This is a genomic window from Methylobacterium sp. A52T (assembly GCF_053346095.1).
This window is the reverse complement of record NZ_JBKFBI010000035.1, coordinates 1-18,557: the sequence shown is the minus strand read 5'-3', so window position 1 is coordinate 18,557 and position 18,557 is coordinate 1. Positions and strand designations below refer to the sequence as shown.

Annotated in this window: 16 protein-coding genes; 7 read left to right on the top strand and 9 right to left on the bottom strand. The window is 71.6% G+C overall.

Annotated features, from left to right (window positions below):
- Window positions 1-42: 42 nt before the first annotated feature.
- From ACLBYE_RS11160 to ACLBYE_RS11150, 3 genes are all read right to left on the bottom strand, one after another.
- Window positions 43-555, bottom strand: coding sequence for a hypothetical protein (locus tag ACLBYE_RS11160; RefSeq protein ID WP_447694241.1), 513 nt, complete (start codon window positions 553-555; stop codon window positions 43-45).
- On the bottom strand, window positions 552-1,943 hold the full coding sequence (locus ACLBYE_RS11155; RefSeq protein WP_447694240.1) for a hypothetical protein: 1,392 nt from the start codon (window positions 1,941-1,943) through the stop codon (window positions 552-554). The genes ACLBYE_RS11160 and ACLBYE_RS11155 overlap by 4 nt, the downstream gene beginning before the upstream one ends.
- Window positions 1,944-2,104: 161 nt before the next feature.
- Window positions 2,105-2,479, bottom strand: a complete 375-nt coding sequence (locus ACLBYE_RS11150; protein ID WP_447694239.1) for a hypothetical protein — start codon at window positions 2,477-2,479, stop codon at window positions 2,105-2,107.
- 490 nt (window positions 2,480-2,969) lie between these two features.
- On the opposite strand from ACLBYE_RS11150, the gene ACLBYE_RS11145 reads away from it, so the two are divergent.
- Window positions 2,970-3,578, top strand: coding sequence for a hypothetical protein (locus ACLBYE_RS11145; RefSeq protein WP_447694238.1), 609 nt, complete (start codon window positions 2,970-2,972; stop codon window positions 3,576-3,578).
- On the opposite strand, the gene ACLBYE_RS11140 is transcribed toward ACLBYE_RS11145, so the two are convergent.
- Both ACLBYE_RS11140 and ACLBYE_RS11135 read right to left on the bottom strand, forming a co-directional pair.
- Window positions 3,548-5,641 (bottom strand): caspase family protein, encoded by a 2,094-nt coding sequence (locus tag ACLBYE_RS11140; RefSeq protein ID WP_447694237.1) that lies wholly within the window; start codon window positions 5,639-5,641, stop codon window positions 3,548-3,550. The two genes, ACLBYE_RS11145 and ACLBYE_RS11140, sit on opposite strands and share 31 nt — an antisense overlap.
- 279 nt (window positions 5,642-5,920) lie before the next feature.
- A complete protein-coding gene (locus tag ACLBYE_RS11135) occupies window positions 5,921-6,178 on the bottom strand; it encodes a hypothetical protein (RefSeq protein WP_447694236.1) in 258 nt (85 codons plus the stop codon).
- A 727-nt stretch (window positions 6,179-6,905) separates the two neighbouring features.
- On the opposite strand from ACLBYE_RS11135, the gene ACLBYE_RS11130 reads away from it, so the two are divergent.
- The 4 genes from ACLBYE_RS11130 (at window position 6,906) to ACLBYE_RS11115 (ending at window position 9,314) form a co-directional block, all read left to right on the top strand.
- On the top strand, window positions 6,906-7,946 hold the full coding sequence (locus ACLBYE_RS11130; RefSeq protein ID WP_447694235.1) for a hypothetical protein: 1,041 nt from the start codon (window positions 6,906-6,908) through the stop codon (window positions 7,944-7,946).
- 50 nt (window positions 7,947-7,996) lie between these two features.
- The gene (locus tag ACLBYE_RS11125; protein ID WP_447694234.1) at window positions 7,997-8,401 is read left to right on the top strand and encodes a lysozyme inhibitor LprI family protein; all 405 of its coding nucleotides are present in this window, start codon (window positions 7,997-7,999) and stop codon (window positions 8,399-8,401) included.
- A 42-nt stretch (window positions 8,402-8,443) separates the two neighbouring features.
- Window positions 8,444-8,764, top strand: coding sequence for a YbjQ family protein (locus tag ACLBYE_RS11120; protein WP_103985768.1), 321 nt, complete (start codon window positions 8,444-8,446; stop codon window positions 8,762-8,764).
- A 103-nt stretch (window positions 8,765-8,867) separates the two neighbouring features.
- Complete coding sequence (locus ACLBYE_RS11115) at window positions 8,868-9,314, top strand: lysozyme inhibitor LprI family protein (RefSeq protein ID WP_447694233.1); 447 nt, start codon at window positions 8,868-8,870, stop codon at window positions 9,312-9,314.
- Window positions 9,315-9,649: 335 nt separating this feature from the next.
- Here the strand turns inward: ACLBYE_RS11115 and ACLBYE_RS11110 are convergent, their stop codons facing one another.
- The 4 genes from ACLBYE_RS11110 to ACLBYE_RS11095 form a co-directional block, all read right to left on the bottom strand.
- The gene (locus tag ACLBYE_RS11110; protein WP_447694232.1) at window positions 9,650-12,091 is read right to left on the bottom strand and encodes a PAS domain S-box protein; all 2,442 of its coding nucleotides are present in this window, start codon (window positions 12,089-12,091) and stop codon (window positions 9,650-9,652) included.
- 321 nt (window positions 12,092-12,412) lie between these two features.
- Entirely contained in the window at window positions 12,413-13,630 is a 1,218-nt protein-coding gene (locus ACLBYE_RS11105) for a flagellin N-terminal helical domain-containing protein (protein ID WP_447694231.1), read from the bottom strand.
- Window positions 13,631-13,906: 276 nt separating this feature from the next.
- The gene (locus tag ACLBYE_RS11100; protein ID WP_447694230.1) at window positions 13,907-15,334 is read right to left on the bottom strand and encodes a hypothetical protein; all 1,428 of its coding nucleotides are present in this window, start codon (window positions 15,332-15,334) and stop codon (window positions 13,907-13,909) included.
- Between the two features lie 152 nt (window positions 15,335-15,486).
- On the bottom strand, window positions 15,487-16,788 hold the full coding sequence (locus tag ACLBYE_RS11095; protein ID WP_447694229.1) for a lipase family protein: 1,302 nt from the start codon (window positions 16,786-16,788) through the stop codon (window positions 15,487-15,489).
- A gap of 270 nt (window positions 16,789-17,058) precedes the next feature.
- On the opposite strand from ACLBYE_RS11095, the gene ACLBYE_RS11090 reads away from it, so the two are divergent.
- Together ACLBYE_RS11090 and ACLBYE_RS11085 are read left to right on the top strand one after the other, a co-directional pair.
- Complete coding sequence (locus ACLBYE_RS11090) at window positions 17,059-17,976, top strand: SGNH/GDSL hydrolase family protein (protein ID WP_447694228.1); 918 nt, start codon at window positions 17,059-17,061, stop codon at window positions 17,974-17,976.
- Window positions 17,977-18,061: 85 nt separating this feature from the next.
- The gene (locus ACLBYE_RS11085) at window positions 18,062-18,334 is read left to right on the top strand and encodes a hypothetical protein (RefSeq protein ID WP_447694227.1); all 273 of its coding nucleotides are present in this window, start codon (window positions 18,062-18,064) and stop codon (window positions 18,332-18,334) included.
- Window positions 18,335-18,557: the final 223 nt, after the last annotated feature.

Here is an 18,557-nt window from a genome sequence, read left to right as displayed (position 1 = left end):
GACCGGCCTGCCGGCTGGTCCGACGGCTCGTCCGACGGCTCCTCAAAGCAGGAACACCGCGCAGGCCGGGTCGCGGAGCATGCGGCTCATGAGGGCCGCGTCCGGCACGGCCGGGTCGAGGGCGAGCACCGCCGCGCCCTCGATCGCGGGACCGAGGTCGAGCCGGACCGTCTCGTCGCCGAGCCACGCCTCGATCACCCGCGGCATCTGTCCCGCCTCGCCGCGCAGGACGAGGAGCGGCGGCGCGCCGTCCGCGGCCTCGAGGATCTCCAGCGCGAAGGCGCCGACCCGGCGCCGGAGGATCGCGCCGTCCGAGGCGGCCGCGGCGAGCGGCGCGTGGGCGAGCGCCAGGGCGGCGAGCATCGTCCGGTAGCGCCGGGTCGTCGCCGGGTCGCCGCGGATCGCCCGCACCGTCGCGAGGTCGACCGGGCCGTCGGGCGCACGGGTCGCGTGGGCCCAGAGCCCCGCGTGGTCCGGCTGGGCACTCGTCGCCGCATCGCGCACGAGGGCGCGGGCCGCGTGGATCTCGGCGAGGAGCCGTGCCGCGTCGCTCACGCCGCGGTCTCCCCGGCATAGGCCGCCGCGAACGCGACCGCGAAGACGTCCCGATCCGCCGGGAACAGCGCGTCCAGCGGCCGGTTCCGGGCGAGGCCGTCGAGCGACCGCTCCAGGTCGGCCGCCGCCTCGGCGAGCCGCAGCAGCGCCGGTTCGGCGGCCGCGAACCCGGCCGAGAGGCCCTCCCGATCGTCGAATCCGGCGCGGCGGACGCGGCGCAGGTCGGCCTCGGCGGCCTCCAGCGCGGCCCGCACCGCCTCGGGCAGCGCGTCGCGATCGTCGATCCGGAGGGCCGCCGCGATGCGCAGCATCCGGCCGAGATGGGCCGCGAGCAGTCCCGCGCGCGTCCGGAGTTCGGCGTAGCTCTCGGCCTCCAGGCAGGTCGCCCGCTCGGCGATGTCGGCGCCGCCGCCGCCGCGGCGCAGGCGGTTGGCGATGCCCGACTGGACCCGGCCGAAGCTCACGGCCCGGAGCGTCGTCAGCGGGCGGGTCCGGTGGTAGGGCTCGAGGCGCAGGAAGTCGGCCAGGTCCTCGCGCTCGGCGCCGGTGAGGATCTTCGGGCCCTCCGGCCAGTCCGCCAGGACGGTCGCCAGCGCCGCGGCGGGTTCGGCGGCCGCGAGATCGCCCAGGGCCGCGTCCAGCCTCTCGTCCCAGCCCGCGTGGGCGTCGAGGGCGGCGGGCGCCGCGAGGGCGTCGAGGTCTTCGAGCAGGTGGCCGGCCGCCTCGAAGGTCACGAAATGCTCCGCGACGATCCGGAAGCCCGGCCGCTCGCCCGTCGCCATCTCGGCGCGCCAGAAATCGAGGATGTCGTCGTCCGCGACGGACCGGCGGCCGCCCAGGAAGGTCAGGAGCGCCCGGAAGCGCCGCTCCAGCGGCGCCAGCGGCAGGTGGGCGTTCCGGTAGGCGGCGAGATGCCGGGCCAGCCGCTTGGCCAGGATCGCCGCGCCTTCCGGATCGGGCGCGGCGGCGAGTTCGTCGAGCCAGCCCGCGACGGTCGCGAACTGGGCCAGGTCCTCGGCGGTGAGCACGAACTCGGCCAGCGCGAGGAGCCGCGCGAGCCCGGCCCAGCCGGTGGACCAGGCAGTGCCGAGGACGGGGCCGCGGTCGTCGACGGCCGGGCCGCCGCCGAAGCGCGCCGAGAGCGCGGCCGGTCGCGCGAGGCCCGGGTCCAGGGCGAGGGTGATGAGATCGCGCCCGTCGCGGGCCCCGGCCGCCTCGGCCAGCGCGGCGAGGGCGTGGGCGAGGTCCCACAGGGGCTTGTCGCGGTTCGGGCGCACCGCACCCGTGACCACGCGGGCGAGCCAGGCACGGTCGGCGCGGGAGAGATCGCGGCCGTCGCCGACGTTGGCGAGGTCGGCCGCGCAGCGCTCATCGTATCCGCCCGTCATGCGCCTCCCGGTCGCGGGCTGCCACGCAACCCCTTGTGATCGTTCGATTCGCCTTATGGTTACCTCGCGACCGGCCATCCGTCGACCTCCGGCGGCCACCCGGGCGCCACCCGTCCGCTCTGGGCGGTCCAGACGCGGTTCTGATCCCGTCGCGCTCCGGCTCAGCGGACCACGACGCGCGCGGCGGCCTCCGTGACCCCGGGCGTGGCCCGGATCCGGTCCAAGAGGTCCAGCACGTCCGGGGGCTGCAGGAGACGCGCCTCGCCGTCGGCGCCCGGCGCCGCCGCCAGCCACCGCGCGGCGAGTTCCGGCGGCAGGCCGCCCGGCACGCCGAAGCAGGCGAACAGGTTCTCGAAGGGTTCCCCCGCGACGATCTCGTCGAGGCCGTAGCCCCGCGGATAGCGCCGCGAGTCTCCCGGCTTGAGGGCCAGCTGAGAGGCCGGGTTGTCGCGCACCGGCAGGGCGACGTAGGCGGTCTCGTCGGCCGCGACCACCCAGCAGTACAGGTTCTGCGCGACGCGGGACTCGATGCGCATCTCCAGGCGCTGACCGGCCGCGAACGGCGTGGCGGCGGGCGCCCCCCCGGGGGGGGCGGGGGGGCGGCGGGCGGGGGGGGGGGGGGGGGGCGGCGGGGGACTCGCTGCCCACCCCCAGGCGCGGCCCGGCCGCGAGCGGCGGGGCGGCGCCCCCCACCGAGAGGCGGCCGGCATCCGTGCGCGCGGTGGCGGCGAGATGGTCCAGGAACGGCCGCGGGACGGGATCGCAGCCGAGCCCCTCCGTCGCGATCCGGCGCCGCCCCGTCGGGGCCAGGACGGCGCCGTCGCGCTGGAACTCGACCTCCATCCAGGATTGCCGGTCGTGGTCCGTGCGGAAGCGGCCGCGCGCGGTGACGGTGCCGGCGCAGGCGGTGCCGGGCGGCCGGCGGCGCACGTCGAGGCGCGCGCCGCGGAGCACCCGGTTGGCCGAGCGGGCCTCCGCGTCGAGGGCGATGACGAGGCGGTCCGTGAGGGCGCCGGCGCAGGTGGAATGGCCGCCCTCCGCCACGAACGGGCAGACCTCGACGGCGCCGGCGGTCGGTGCGGCCTGCGCGAACGCCTTCACCGCACCGTCCATGACGGCGTCGACGTCGGCGACGCCGGCGCCGACATGGATCGGGACGACCAGAGGGTCGCTCGTCGCCTTGCAGGCGGCGCTCTGCGTCACGGCCTGGAGCCGGACGGAGGCGGTCTCGCCGGCCCGACGGGGCTCGACCAGGAACACGGCCGCGTCCCCCGCGAAGGCGGACCGGATCTGCGCCTCGGCCTCCGCGCCCGAGAGGCCCGTCGTGCCCTCGCGCAGGGCCTTGATCCGCACGACGTCGGCCGCCGCCGCCAGCTTGACTCGGCCGGTCGCCTGGAGCCGCGTCTCGACGGCGAGGCGCACCTCCTCGGACTGCTCGCGCGACAGGGCCGTCTGGCCGGGCTCGACGCCGACGACCGCGAGCGTCAGGTCCGGCCGGCCGGCACAGGCCGCGACCGCGTCGAGGAACGGTGTCAGCGCCTGCGTCGCGGGATCGGCGCGCGCCGCCGCCGGGGCGAGCAGCAGCGCGGCGAGGAGGAGGCGCCTCATTCGGTCTCGTTCGCCCGGGCGTACTGATCGAGAGCGCGGACGAAGACCGGATTGAACCGCCCGTCCAGGGCGCCGGTGTAGTAATCCGCGTCCTTGATCGCGCGCTGCACCGAGCGGATCGTCTCGGGCTTGAGCTTCTGGGCGGCGGTGTCGGTCGCCGAGACGGAGGCGGCGCCGAGTTCCCCGTGCTTCAGCGCGCGCAGGACCATGTCGGCCGAGCGCACGCCGGGGAAATACCGCCCGAAGCCGTTGTCGATCAGCGTCGCCATCGTGGCCATGGCCACCGGGTCGCCCCGGTCCGCCGCCTGCCGGAAGAGGTCGAAGCCCTGGCGCAGGTCCTTCGGGAAGCCGTAGGCACCCGTCGCGTAGTGCGGCACGAGCTTGCTGATCGACGCGACGTCGCCCCCGGCCACGGCGCGACGGTACAGGGCGACCGCCTGCGCCTCATCCTTCGGGATGCCGTTGCCGTATTCCAGCATCCGGGCGGCGTTGGCCAGCGCGACCACGTTCCCGCCTTCGCCCGCCTGCCGGTAGAGGCGGAACGCCTCGGCCTGCTGGCGCTTCACGCCCTGGCCGTTCTCGTAGAGGGCGGCGAGGTTGTTCAGCGCCGAGATGCTCCCGGCCTTGGCGGCGCGGTCATAGGCGGCGAAGGCCTCCTTGTAGCGGTCGGCCCGGTCGTAGGCGCGGCCGAGCTGGTAGGACAGCCGGCGCAGGTCCGGATAGGCGGCCGCGGCCCCGCGGCAGGCGTCGATCGCGGCGGCCGGCTCGATCCGCCCGAGCTTCACGCCCGCGACCCCGCTCTGACGGTCGGGATCGTCCGTGCCGGCGGCGAGCTCGTCGCAGCGCTTGACGCGCGGATCGGCGCTCGGGTTCTTGCCGCCGAGATAGCCCTCGGCGAGGCTGCGATAGGCGCAGACCTCGCCGCAGGAGTCGAGATAGGCCTGATACTGCCGCTGGGTCCCGAACTTGGCCCAGTTCTCCTGGTCGATCGCCGCCGCGTCCCGGCGCCGCCCGGCCAGGAGCCTGTCCATGGCCTGAGGCCGGTACAGGCAGGTCTCGCCGCAGGCGCCGATATAGGCCTCGAAGCCCTCCCGGGTGCCGAGCGCTTCGGCCCGCCGCCAGGCCGCCTCGTCGCGGATGGCCTCGACCCCCTTCGCGACGGCCGCCACCGGCAGGGAGGCCTTGAGGACGATCGGGGCCTCGTCGATCTCGGGCACCTGCTCGCGGCCCGACGCGCGGCGGGCCGCGTCCTCCACCTCGCGGCGGAGGTAGCGCTTCAGCTCCGTCCACTGCACGAGCCCGTCGCCGTCGCCCTGATGGTCCCGCGCGTCGGCGAGGCCCGACACGCCCATCAGGAACCGGCTGGTCAGCAGGCCCAGCTTGTTCGCCTCGTCCCAGTTGGCCGGTGTCGCGCCCGATGTCGCCACCAGCCGGACGATGCCGCCCTCCGTCTTCGGCCGGGCGGGGGCGAAGCCGGGTGCGGACACCGCCAGCAGGCTCTCGCCCTTGCGGCCGGTCTCGCCGGTGAAGCAGGCATCGACCATCACGACGAGCTGGTGGTCGGCGCCGATCTTGCGCTTCACGAGCTCGAGGTTGCGGTACAGGGTCTCCAGCGCGTACCCGCTCTCGCCCTGGTTCGGGTTGCCGTCCTCGGGCAGCAGGAATGGCTGCTTGGTGGCGAGATCCGGGACCCCGTGGCCGGAATAGTACACGAAGACGTTCGAGCGGCCCTCGCGCACGCTGCGCCAGAGGCGGCCGGATTGCGGGTTGCGCTCGGTGCCAAAGACTTGGTTGAACTCGTTGAGGGTCGCGTCCTTCAGGAGGAAGACGTTGCTCTCGCGGTAGCCCAGGCGCTCGATCAGGTAGGCGCGGATCGCCTCGGCATCGTTGTGCGCGTAGTCGACAGGCACGGTCTGCTTGTAGCTGCGGTTTCCGATCACAACCGCCACGGCGTCGGCATTGTCGGCGAAGGCTGCCGGATCCGGGGCGGCCCTGGCCGGCGCGAGCGGGGCGAGGCAGGTCATCCCGAGCAGGATGAGTGCGGTGCGGGCGGCCCGCCGCAGCGCGGATACCGGGTTGGCTCTCGGCAAGCGCGTCCTCCTGTCCGGGTCGCGGCCCGGTTTCGTCGTCCTCGGAGCGGGGCGCGCCCGGTCGGCACGCGCGACAGGGTTATCCGCTGGAGGATCGGGAAACAATCTCACGGTGTGAGCGCGGCCGGTCGAGGCGGGCGCCGCGACGATGCGGATGACATCGGGCGCGCAGGTGCCGGTGCGGGGCGTGAGCATCTCAGCCCCAGCCGAGATACGCGACGATCAGGCTGAGGGCGGCGAGGTGGAGCGGCGAGAGGGCGGTCAGCATGGTCTCGCTCCTCACGGCAGGTAGAGACCGCGGCCGCAGCGGCGGGCGCGCCGCGCCTCGAAGTAGCCGGTGTAGCGATTGTAGACCTCGACCGTGCGGTAGACGCAGTAACGGCCAGAGTTGCGGCCGTTGTAGTAGACGCCGCCGTTGTCGAGATCGACGCCGAGGAACTCCTGGTTCCCGTGCTGGGACGCGGCCTCCTGGGCGAGGGCGGGAGCCGCGGCGCAGAGAAGGCTGGCGGCGAGCACGAGGATCTTGGTCTTGGTCATGTCGGGTCTCCCTGGTCCGGCGGTGGATCGTCCGCCTCGACAGGGGCATGGGCCGGCCAGACGAGGTTTCGCGCGGCCGGCGCGATGTGCCGCGAAAAATTTCTTCTGACAGGCGCGGCCGAGATTGCGTCGGTCGCCCGGCGACCGTCCGACGGCGGCGGTGCCCGTCACCATCGACGGCAGGGTCACCCCGAACAGCCTTCACCCTCAGGACCGTCGGCGCGCTCCGATCGAGAGCGACGCGGGCGCTGCGTTCGTTCCCGAACACGCGACGCGCTGACCGCGAATGCTCATCATCGACCGCAAGCCGTCCCGGCTTACTGAAGCGGTAACACTATTTCTCGCGATTCGTTGACCCGGGATCGGAGAGGGGTCAATACAGTGTCTGTTGATCGCTGAGAGTCTGCTCGATGGACGGCGAATACTGTCAGCGGCATCTCTTCATCCGAGACGTATTCATGAATTCTGTCGTCGTGGCGGGGGCTGAGCGGGTGGTGGACCGGATCCGGTCCACCATGCCTGCGCAACCGTGCGCGGGCTGAAGCGCTGTTCTCGACGCCGACGCGGATCGCCGCGCGGTGTCCACTCGGAAACGACATCTCCCGGGGCCGACATGTGCCAGGTGTTTCAGCTTCCTCCGGGCTCAGCTTGCCTGCCGATCCGTCCTCGGGCCCCTCACACCCGCTCGGTCTCGGCTCTCCTGAATGTCGGGTTCCTGAGCGCGGCCTTGCTCGGCCCGACGACTCCGGCGCGGGCCGACGATGGGCCGAGCTACGGCGACGACCGACGCGGCATCTTCCTGCCCTTCCTCAACGCGCCGCGACCCGGCGACGCCATCACGAAGTCGCCGCGCCTCGGCCTGTCGTTCGGCGGCGAGGCCCATCCGGTGCTCGTGGATACCGGTTCGACCGGCATCGTGGTCTCAGCTGCCCGGATTCCCGAGAACGAGAGCCTGCCGAGCGAGCCCGGACGGCTGACCTACTCGAGTTCCGGCCGGATCATGGTCGGACGCTGGGTGCGCGTTCCGGTGACCGTCGTCGGCCGCGATGGAGCGAGCGTGGTCACGCGGCCCATCCGGGTCCTCGCCGTCGACCGGATCGACTGCACCGCGCGCGCCCGGAGCTGCACGCCCGAGGTGGCGCCGGCCCACGTGGCGATGATGGGGATCGGTTTCGGCCGCGAGGACGACAGCCAGACGCAGAGCACGCCGGACACCAATCCGCTCCTCAACGCGGCGCCGCCGGGACCGGGTGGGGTGCACCGCGGCTACGTGCTGACCCGACGCGGCGTGCATGTCGGCTTGACGCGCGCCAACACGCGCGGCCGCTACCGCTTCGTGAAGCTCGACCCGCACCCGCACGTGCCGGGCGACTGGCTCGGCGTTCCCGTCTGCATCACCGTCGACGGCCGCGAGCCCGCCGCCTGCGGCCGGGGGCTCCTCGACACCGGCGTCACCGGCATGTTCCTGACGCTGCCGCCGTCCCAGGTCGCCGACAGCCTCCGGGCCGATGCGGGCGATCACGCCGTCCTCCGCCCGGGAACGCGACTCGGCTTCCAGTTCGGCGACGCGGCCGGCTACGCGATCGATGTCGGCGACCGAACCGCGCCGCTCGCTCCCGAACGCATCGTCCTCAACACGGTTCGCCCGCAGCCCTTCGTCAACACTGGGCTGCACGTCCTGAACGGCTTCGACGTGCTCTACGACGCCGACCGCGGCTATTACGGCTTCCGGGCCAGCGACGCGCTGTCGGCGTCCGACGACCCGTGATCTGCCCATCGGCCGCCGTGTCGTCCGCCCTTTCCCGCACCGAGTCCACCATGCTGCGCACCGCAATCTTCGCTGCCGTGATCCTCGTCCCGACCGCCGGATTCGCGGCGGAGGTCGATTGCGGCGCGTCCGCGAACCAGATGGACGCCAACATCTGCACCGCCCAGGAATTCGACCGGGCCGATGCGGAGCTGAACCGACGCTACGCGACTCTGCGCAGCAAGCTCGACGAGAACGGCCGACGCAATCTGGTCGCCGCCGAGCGCGCCTGGATCGCCTTCCGCGATTCCGAGTGCAACCTGCGGACCGGCTTCAACACGCTGACGCCCGACGACAACGGAAGCATCGCCCCGATGCTCCTGGGCGCGTGCAAGATCACGCTGACGCGCCAGCGGATCCAGGACCTGGCAGCCCAGATCAAGTGCCCGGGCGGCGACCTGTCGTGCTCGCCCTGACTGCCTCCCGTCTTTCCCGACCACCCGCCTGAGCGAGCCGCCATGATCATCGTCACCACCGAGAACATTCCGAACTACCACGTGCGCGAGGTCCGCGGGCCCTGCTTCGGCGCCGTGGTGCACAGCCGCGGTGCGGTGGGCAATTTCACCGCCGGGCTGCGCAGCATCATGGGCGGCGAGATCAGCGAGTACAGCCAGCTGATCGAGCAGGCGCGGTCGCAGGCGATCGACCGCATGGCGCAGAACGCCGCGCAACTCGGCGCCAACGCCGTCGTCATGATGCGCTTCGATACGGCGGACACCGACCAGTCGATGATGGGCGTCGTCGCCTACGGCACCGCCGTGATCGTCGAGGCACGCTGAGGTCGCGGCCCGGGCCGCGTACCGGTCCGACCCGCCGTCACCCGCCGCGCGCACGGCCCCCCTCAGCCGGGCCGATGCGCCGCGCGAACCGGATCCCAGAGCCATGAATCACAAGCGCCCACGCCTGCTGCAGGCCTCGGCCCCCGTCCTCGCCGGGCTGCTCGCCTGCCTCGCCGTGCCGACGACCGCCGGAGCCGACCAGCCGTCCGCGAAACTGTGCCTGACCGAGACCTCAACGCCGGGCACGACGGCCTGCATGACCCGCGCCCTGCAGGAGGCGGACGCGAAGCTCAACGCGGCCTACAGGACGGCGATGTCGGTGATCGATCACGATGACCGCACGCAGGACCCCGACGCCAGGGCGCTCTGGAAGACGCGACTCGAGCGGGCGCAGCGTGCCTGGATCGCCTTCCGGGACGCGGATTGCGGCGACCTGACCGACAGCGAGTGGGCCAACGGGAGCGGCGCGAGTGCGGCGCTGCCCGCCTGCCTCAACGACAAGACCGTCCAGAGGACGGCCGACCTGCTGAGCCGCTACCCGCTGCATTGAGAAGCGGCGCGGCACCGCCAGGGGCTCGTCGCGATCCGGTGAACACCTTGGTTCCGCCGGACGCTCCTCCGGCCCCGATGCATTCCTCGTCCGCCTGCGGGCGTCCGTCCGGCGCCCGATCTCAACCCGCTTCGATGGGACCGGGAGGACGCGGCGCCGGCGGCTCGGCCGGCGGGTCACCGTCGGGCGGTGCGAGCTCCGGCAGCGGATCGTCGATGGGTGGCAGCGGGTCGTCCCCGGGCCGGGGCGTGTCCGACGACATGGTGCGGTGTCCTGTCCGAATCTTCTGGCGGTCGGGGACGTAACGCGCGTCGGCCCGGTCGGATGCCGCCTCGTCAGCCGAAGGTCAGCGCCGACCGCTCCCGCAGCGCCCTGCGCAGGGCCCGGCTGAGGTCGGCCACCGAGTAGGGCTTGTGCAGGAGCTCGAAGCCGTCGGTGCCCTCCGACGCCAGCACGTGGCTGTAGCCGGAGGTGAGGACGACGGGCAGGTAGGGACGACGGCGCCTGATCTCCCGGGCCAGATCGACGCCGTTCATGCCTGGCATCACCACGTCGGAGAAGACGATCTCGATCTCGTGGCTGTTCGCCTCGATCGTGGCGATGGCCGCCTGCGCGTCCTTCACCCAGACAGCCCTGTAGCCGAGTTCCACGAGGGCTTGCCGGGCGAAGGTGCCGACCTCCTCGTTGTCCTCCACCACGAGGACGGGCGTGCCGTGACCCTCGGCGAGCGGCTCCGGCTCGTCCGGCACGCCCTCCTGGACCTCCGCCTGGTGGGACCGCGGCAGGAACAGCGTGAAGGTGGTCCCGACGCCGACGACGCTGTCGACCGCGACGTCACCGCCCGACTGCTTGGCGAAGCCGAACACCTGGCTGAGGCCGAGGCCGGTGCCGTGTCCGACGCCCTTCGTCGTGAAGAACGGCTCGAAGATGCGTTCGAGGAGGTCCGCTTCGATGCCCGCGCCGGTATCCGACACCGACACGGCCACGAAATCTCCGGGCACGGCCGGATGCGCCCGAAGCGCCGGGATGCGGTCCGCGCGCCGCACCTTGATCACGAGGCGGCCCTCGCCCTGCATGGCGTCGCGGGCGTTCACCACGAGGTTGACGAGGGCCGTGTCGAACTGGCTGGGGTCGGCATCGACGTGGCAGCGCAGCCTGCGGCCGTCCGCGTCCGTGCCGGCATCCGTGTCGGTCGCGACGTGGATGCGCGCGCCGGTCAATGTGCCGACCATGTCGGCGATGGCGGCCACCGACTGCACCACGTCGAAGATCGACGGCCGGAGCGCCTGCCGGCGCGCGAAGGCCAGCAACTGGCTGGTCAATCTGGCGGCGCGGTCGACCGTGTCGGCGATGGCGTCGACGTAGCGGCCCCGCCGATCCTCGCTGAGGCCCGGTCGCTTCAACAGATCGGTCGACGACTTGATGACGGTCAGCAGGTTGTTGAAGTCGTGCGCCACGCCGCCGGTGAGCTGCCCGACCGCCTCCATCTTCTGCGACTGACGCAGCTGCTCCTCGAGGGCGCGGCGCTCCGTGACGTCGCGCCCGGTCGCGTGGAACCGGTCCCCGCGCGCGATGGCGTTCCAGGCGATCCAGCGGTACGCGCCGTCGGCGGTCCGGAACCGGACGTCGAGGTCCGACAGCGTGTGGCCGGTCCGCAGCGTCTCGAACGCGCTGTCCGCGGTCTCGCCGTCGTCCGGATGGATCAGGGTATCGATGCGGATGCCGACCAAGCTGCCCGCCGGCCACCCGAGCAGCTCCGTCCAGGCCGGGTTCACCGCCTGGCAGGTTCCGTCGAGGGCACAGACGACGAGAAGGTCGCGGCTCGTCCGCCAGACCAGGTCGTGCTCGATCCTCCGGTCGCGCGTCCGGGCCTCCCGGCGCTCCTCGTCCGCCTGCCGGGCCGCCGGATCCTCGAGAAGGATCGCGACGCGGTTCCGCGTCCCGCTACCGGTCCGCATCGCGCGGACGTCGAGGATGGGTCCCGTTCGCGACAGGGCGCCCTTGAACCGGGCGCTGTGCCCGGATCGCGCCACGTCACCGAGGGTGTCGAGCCAGTGTCGGGCGTGGTCCGGCTCGAGCGCGCTCATCCAGCGTCCCGCCGCAGCGCCGAGGCCGGACTGGTCCTCGAAGGCGGCGTTGGTCTCCACGACGCGGTAATCCGCGGCCCTGCCATCCGCGTCGAAGCGCAGCTCGACGATGCAGAAGCCGACCGCGTCGTCCGCCCGCGCATGCCGCGGCGCGAGGGTCCACTCGGCAACCTGCGCCTCGCGCTGCCGGAAGCGCGTGAGGTCGAGCTGACTGCCGAAGAAGAACAGCAACTCGCCGAGCGGTCCGAAGACGGGGCTGATGTAGAGTTCGTTGACGAAGGTGCTGCCGTCGCGCCGGTAGTTCAGCAGCTCGACTACCACGTCGCGCCGCGCGGCGATGGCATCGCGAATGCGGGCGACGTCGGCCGGATCCGTCGCGGGCCCCTGGAGGAAGCGGCAGTTGCGCCCGATCAGCTCCCCCGCCGAGTAGCCGGAGAGTTCCAGGAAGGCGCGGTTGGCGAAGACGATCGGGTTGTCGGGCAGGTTCGGATCGGTGACGATCATCGCCATCCGGGTCTTGTCGGCGGCGGTGAACAGAAGATCGGAGCGGGCGGTGCCGACTCCGGCCAGGTTGGTTGTCGGGGCGGCGACCGGGGCCTGCGAGGCGCGCAGGCGCGCATTCTCCTCAACCAGCGCGCGCTCGCGCCGACGCAGCCGCTCGACCTCCCCCCGAAGATCCTCGATGCTCATGGCCCGGTCTTATCCGGAGCCGCCGCCGCGTCCAACCGCAACCGGCACGCGGATGCGCGAAGGGGGTGTGACCTCTGGTCCCGACAGTGCCGGCGTTGGCCACCGGGCGTTCGGATCCCACGATGCCGGACAGGGGCGGGTCCGCCGGCTCCTGGCCCGCGATGACCGGCGCTGCCTCCGAGCGGGGACAGCGGCGGGCTGCGGGCGGTCGTGCCCCCGGGACCGGTCTCTCGCGTTCCGGCCGGATCCGGCCTCCAGACCCCGCGAACGCGAATGGCCGGAGTTCGACTCCGGCCGCTCGGTCGACGCGGTGCGTGTCGCTTACCGCAGGAGCTGGAGGACGCCCTGCTGGGCGGAGTTGGCCAGCGACAGGGCCGAGATACCCATCGACTGGCGGGTCGACAGTGCCTGCGAGTTGGCCGCCTCCTGGTTCAGGTCGGCGTTCGTCAGGTTGGCCGAGCCCGTCTGCAGCACGTTGATCAGCTGCTTGGAGAAGTCCTGGCGGTTCTGAACCACCGACAGGTTCGAGCCCAGCGTGCTCGCCGCGGAGTTCAGGGCCGCACCGGCCGTGGTCAGGACCGCCAGGGTCTTGTTGACGTCGGCGTTCAGCAGGAAGTTGCCGAGGCCGTTCTGGCTGGTCGAGCTGTTCGAGCTGGTGATCGACGACAGGCCCAGGCCGCTGGAGGTCGCGTCGACCGAGGCGACGTTGAGGTTCGAGCTGCCGGTGTCGTTGAACTTGATATTCATGTCATTGCCCTTGCCGGCAATGAGGTTGACGCCGTTGTAGCTGGCGTCGCTGGCGAGCTGGGTGATCTGGTTGAGCAGGTTGTTGTACTGGTTGGCCAGCGAGGCGCGCTGCGTCACGCCCGAGATCGACAGGTCGCTGGAGACGACGGTGCTGGCGGCGGTGCCGTAGGTCGAGGCGGTGGTGGCCGAGGCGGTGAAGCCGAGCGCCGTCTGGCTGCCGGAGTTCTGGAATTCCACGTCCGCCTGAGCGTTCAGGACGATCTTGGTGCCGGTGCTGTCGACCGAGAAGATCGCGCCGGCGCCGAAGGCGCCGCTCGACGAGGTCGAGGCCGAACTGACCGCGGCGTTGAGGGCGGCGACCGTCGCGTTGACGCTCGAGGAGGCGGCGACCGTGGCCGAAACCGAGCTGCCGTTGATGGTCAGCAGCACGGTCTGGGAGGCGGTGCTGGCGCTGTAGGCGTTGGCGGCGGTGCCGGTGGTGGAGAGCTGGGTCGAGAGCGCCTGGTTGGCGATCGATTTGGCCTGATCCACGAGCTTCTGGATCGAGGTGATGCCCTGGTTGGCGGCCTGGATCGACTGGATGCCGTTGGAGATGCCGTCGAGGAGCGAGTTCAGGCTCGAGGAGCGTCCGTCGAGGGCCTGGGAGGTGAAGAAGTTGGTCGGGTTGTCGAGGGCGGAGTTGACGGTCTTGCCGGTCGCGAGCCGGTTCTGGGTGGTCGCCATCAGCTGGGCGGTGTCCTGCAGCGAGAGCAGGTTCTGGCGCGTCGCGGCCGACAGGGTGATGGAGGACATGGATCGCTATCTTTCCAACCGGAGCAACCCGATTCTCGGGGATGACTAAGAATACCGGTTAGGGTTAAGTCCGGATTAAGCGCGCGAGTATTTTCGCCGCTCCGGTAGCGTTACCGGGAAATTTACGGCCCGCGCGCGCAAGCCAGTCCCGGACGGCATCGATCAAAGGCGTGCCGACCGGAAGGTCATCGGAGACTTGAAGCGGCGGGAATCCATCCCGTCCGGCCCGGGCGGATCAGGCAATCCGGCCGCCGCGTCGCGCCGCGGGACGGATTCTCAGTCCAGCGCGTAGCCGAGCACCCCTTCGGACGCGTGTCCCTCACAGTCCGGGACGGTCGACACGAAATGGTCGCGGCCTCCGGCGATGCAACGGTAGATCGGGTGGCTCCCCGGCCTGTGCGCCTCATAGACGTAGCCGGTCTGCCCCAGCGGTGTCTGGCCCTCGCATCGCGAGTCCCGGCTGAGGAAGTGGTCCTGTCCCGCCGCGCAGCTCATCAGCATCGCGGTCCCGGGCGCCGGGAGCGTCAACACGGTGCCGAGGCTGCGCTCGATCGTGTAGCCCGGCCCGATATAGCCGGTCGTCACCCAGTGCCCGCCGGGCCCGAAGGCGCGCCGCAGGGGAAGGCGGTCGGCGCCCTTCGGCCGCCGCGCCTCGGCGATCCGCCACGTGCCGGGATAGGGGTCACCCCCTGAGAAGAAGACCGTGATGTCCGGCAGGAACGGCGTCAGGAACCCCGCCCCGTCGCGCTGGAAGCCGGGACTGTGGTTCAGGTAGAAGCCCGTGACGTCGGAGTTCAGGTAGCCCAGGGGTGTCCACGCCGCTGGCGCCCCGCTCAGCACAGCCTTCAGGGGCATCCTGAACAGCCCCATCTGGTAGGTTTCCCGGTCGGGATTGCGCCCCGGATCCTTGCAGGCCACCTGCTGGCACACGCGGCCCGGCAGCCCGGTGATGACGTAGACCTCGCCGGTCTTGGGATCGTACGCGAAATCCGAGTTCGGGTTGATGGTCGAGCCGTCGGTCGTGGTGTTGGGGACCCGCGCCGGCGCCCCGAAATGCACGCCGTCGGCCGTGTGCCGGACGTAGAGGTCCCCGAAGGCCGGCACGCCCTGCGGCCCGGTGAGATCCGTGGTGAAGACGAACAGGCCGGAACGGCCGTCCGAGAAGGTCGCCGGCTGGCCGGTGCCGTAATTGCCCTGCGCGACTTCCGGGTTGATCGGCTTGATGACCGGTTCCGGGTAATCGACCCACGTCACCTTGTCGTTCGAGAAGGCGAGGCCGGTCTGGTTGTTGTTTCCGGGCAGGTTGTCGGCGCCCGAATAGTACATCGCGTAGGCGTAGGTCTGCCCGTCCGCCGGGTTGACGAAGCGGCCCCGGATCACGCTGGGATCACAGACGTACTGCCGGTTCCAGGAGTTGGGCGTCGGCTGGAACACGATCCGCGCCGGCGAGAAGCCGGTCTGCGGCGTGTAGGAGCGATGGAAGATGACGTCGGTCTTGCCTTGGCCGCACCACCAGATGTCGGTGGTCCCGTTCTCGGTGATGACGCTCGGCGCGTAGTTGTAGCCGGCCGGATTGGCCTCGTTGACGAACAGCGGTTGCGCCTCCGGCCCCTTCCAGCCGGCCTCGCCCGCGACCGGGGCGCCGAGCACCGCCAGGAGCATCCCGACGAGAGCGCCCTTCCGCGCAACGAGAGCCGGCAGCATCCTCAATCCCATCGCTCCCACCGGTCCGCTCCTGACTCCGAGATGCCGAGACATTCCGGCGGCGTGCTGACGACCGGAATGTGGCCGTCTGATATCCGGCGGCTCGGACCGGCGGCTCGGATCGCGTCCCGACGCGTTTCCCGCGGACGCGATCACGCGCCCTGCGCGGGCGGGACGGCGCGGCGGCAGATCGGCCGCAGGGCGCGGTCGAGCAGCGATTGCCGCCCGAGGATCATCTCGAAGAAATCGTACTCCCCCGGCCTGAAATTGGCTTTCAGGAACTGGAAGTGCATGTGGAAAGGCTTGAGGCGCAGACGCTTGTAATCGTCCTCGGGTATCCTGTCCTTGACCCCGGCGGAACGGATGAGCGGGTTGCAGGCCAGGAAGGCGGGTCGTCCGAATCCGAGATCGAAGATCGGATTGAAGCCGTAGCAGTTGAGCCAGTCCTGGGGCGCTTGATAATCGCACCAGACGATGCGGTCGCTGAAGACGAGGGTCGCGATGTCGTCGCGCAGCGCGCGGGCCTCGTGCTGGAGCGCGACGAAGGGCAGCCCCGAGCCGAGCGTGACGAGCGACAGGCGCGGATGCCCGCGATCGTCGGGCCCGAGGCGCGCGAGGACCTGCGCGGCGACCTCGACCGCCATGGCTGCGCCGAGGGAATGGCCGACGATCATGACCTCGTCGGGCGCGTCCGCGGGGTTCGCGCGCCAGTGTGCCAGTTCGGCCAGGACACGGTCCCGGAAGGCCGCGACCCGGTCCGCGTAATCCGGCCGCCGACCGGTCGCGTGCTGCCAGAAGAAGATCCGGATGCTCAGGATGTGCCAGAAGAACAGGCGACCGAGCGCTTTCTTGGCGCCGTACAGGAGCGCGAGCGCCGCGGCGGCGAGAAGCAGCGCCACGCCGACCATTTCCGCCGGCGCCGACGGGCTCAACGTAGCGTAGATCGCGGTGCCGAACGCGATCAGGAGTGCGGGGGCCACGAAGGCGACGAAGAACGGGAAGGCGGTCAGCACCGTGTAGGGCCATCCGAACCGGGACGTCTTGAGGACCAGTCCCTGTGCCAGCCCCGCCGCCACGCTTTGCGCCAGCAGAGCCAGCTTGCGCGACACGGGACGTGCGAGATCCGCGTGGACGATATCGCTCCAGATCAGGGTCTCGCAGCGGACCGCCGCACCGTCGCCGTCGGCGGGTGCGTCGACCGTCCAGCTCCGGCTCAGACCGTCCGGATCGGTCCGGATCTCCGAGACCGCGCGCGGCATCGCCCCGAACCGGGTCGCGTGACGGTGAAGCTCCCGCTTGAAGAAGGCGGGGAAGCGGATGCCGCTGCGGGCGTCGAATCCGTGGATGAAGAAGACATGTCGCCGCGCCACCGGTGCCGGATGAAGGTCTCTCAACGTGAAGGGCGTGAACGATAAGTAGCCGCGGACCATGTGATCGATCGAGGACGAGAGCACGAGAGGGATTCGTGGCGGTCGACGGCGCCCGCAGGGGCGGCTCCATTGCACCATCGCGGAGGGCTCCACAACAGCGCACCGGCGGATCTGGTTCCGCCACCGGCCAGCATTCATGATCCGGGCGGCATTCCCGGCACTGTCGCCCGGCAACACCGGCGGCGCCGAAAATCGGATTCGCGCTCGGGAGGGACTGGACTTGGGAAAACTGAGCCTCCTACGGTGCGGGACGCGGGGGCGGTGTTCAAGATTCGTATGGGTTTGTCAGAGGCCGTGAGGGCGCTCCGCAGCGGCGCCCTCCGCCGTCACAAGATCGGCCATATCCAGGCCGTCTTCGACGCTGCGCCGAGCGGCTGCGTCGTGCTCGCCGGCGACTCGCACGCAGTTCACATGCCGCGGCCGGTCGTTTCCCGTCCCGTGCTGAATGCCGGGCTCGCGGGCGCGACGGCGCGCTCCTACCGCCGGGCCCTCGACCTGCTGCGTGCGCCCCTGCCGGCCTTCCTGGCGGTCCTGTTCGTCGGGACCAACGACATCCGCTCGCCGTCGGCGCTCGGGCGATCGGCGACCGCCGATTTCTCCGACCACGCGGATCGCATCGTCGACCGCTTCCAGGCCTTCGCCCTCGACACGCTGGTCTCGGCGCTGCCGCCCACGCCGGCCTCGATGGTCTCCGAGCGCGATCCCGCCGCGGTCGAGGTCTATTCCGATCTCCTCCGCGCCATCTGCGCGCGCCGGGGGGTCTCGTTCTTCGACCCGTTCGCGACGCTGCGCGGAGCGCGCTTCGGTCTCGCCGAGGACGAGGCCTTCGTGGAAGGGACGCATCTGCGGGATTACGCTTCCGTCGCCGCGCGCGTCGCCGGCCAGATCCGTGACCGGTACGGTCTCGATCATTATCTGGAGAGCCCGCTCCCGGGCTTCGATGAGGCCTATTACAGGAGCTGGTACGCCGACACGTGCCAGTATCCCCACGGTCCGGCGCGACACTACCTCGATCTCGGCTGGCGCGAGGGCCGTGACCCGAGCGGGCATTTCAGCACCGACGGGTATCTCGACGCGAACCCGGATGTTCGCGTGGCCGGCGTCAACCCGCTCGTCCACTTCCTGGAGGTCGGCCTCGCGCAGGGGCGGACCGGCTGGCAGAAGGCGCGCACGCATCCGACGCGCTATCGCGGCGTCGACCCGGACACCTGAGGGGAGCGTTGCCAGCCGGCGGCGCGCACGCCATCGTGACCGCCGCCGCCGCGAAGCTGACGCAGGACGGTGTACGCATGCGATCATGCGCCTCCTCCTCGCCGTCCCACTCCTCGTCCTCGTCGCCACCGGAGCGTCGGCCGGAGAGCCGCTCCTCGACGGACCCGTCGTCGCCGGCGGCTTCGGCATGGGCGGGTCGGACTATTACGGCGATGTCCGCAGCCGGATGCCGTTCACCGGCGAGGCTCCGCCGCGGCCGGTCGGGATGGCCGACATCGTGCGCGTCCGGGCAGCCCGCGCGCGCGCCGCGACCGCCTCCCGGCGACAGGCGCCGCACCGGCCGGCGCATCGCGGCTGAGGGTCCACGGCCTCCGCCGATCCGGACCAGCCGGACGACGCGAGCGCGGTCCGACCGATCGGGCGGTCGTTGGAGGAGGACGGTCGGAGCGGCGGATCAGTGCCGGTACCGTTCGGCCAGGGCCATGAGGGCCTGGGCGAGCTCGGTGAGGTTGGCGGAGGCGGCCTCGACCTGCCGCGTGCCGGCCGCGGTCTGCTGGCTGGCCTGGCGGATGTTCTGCAGC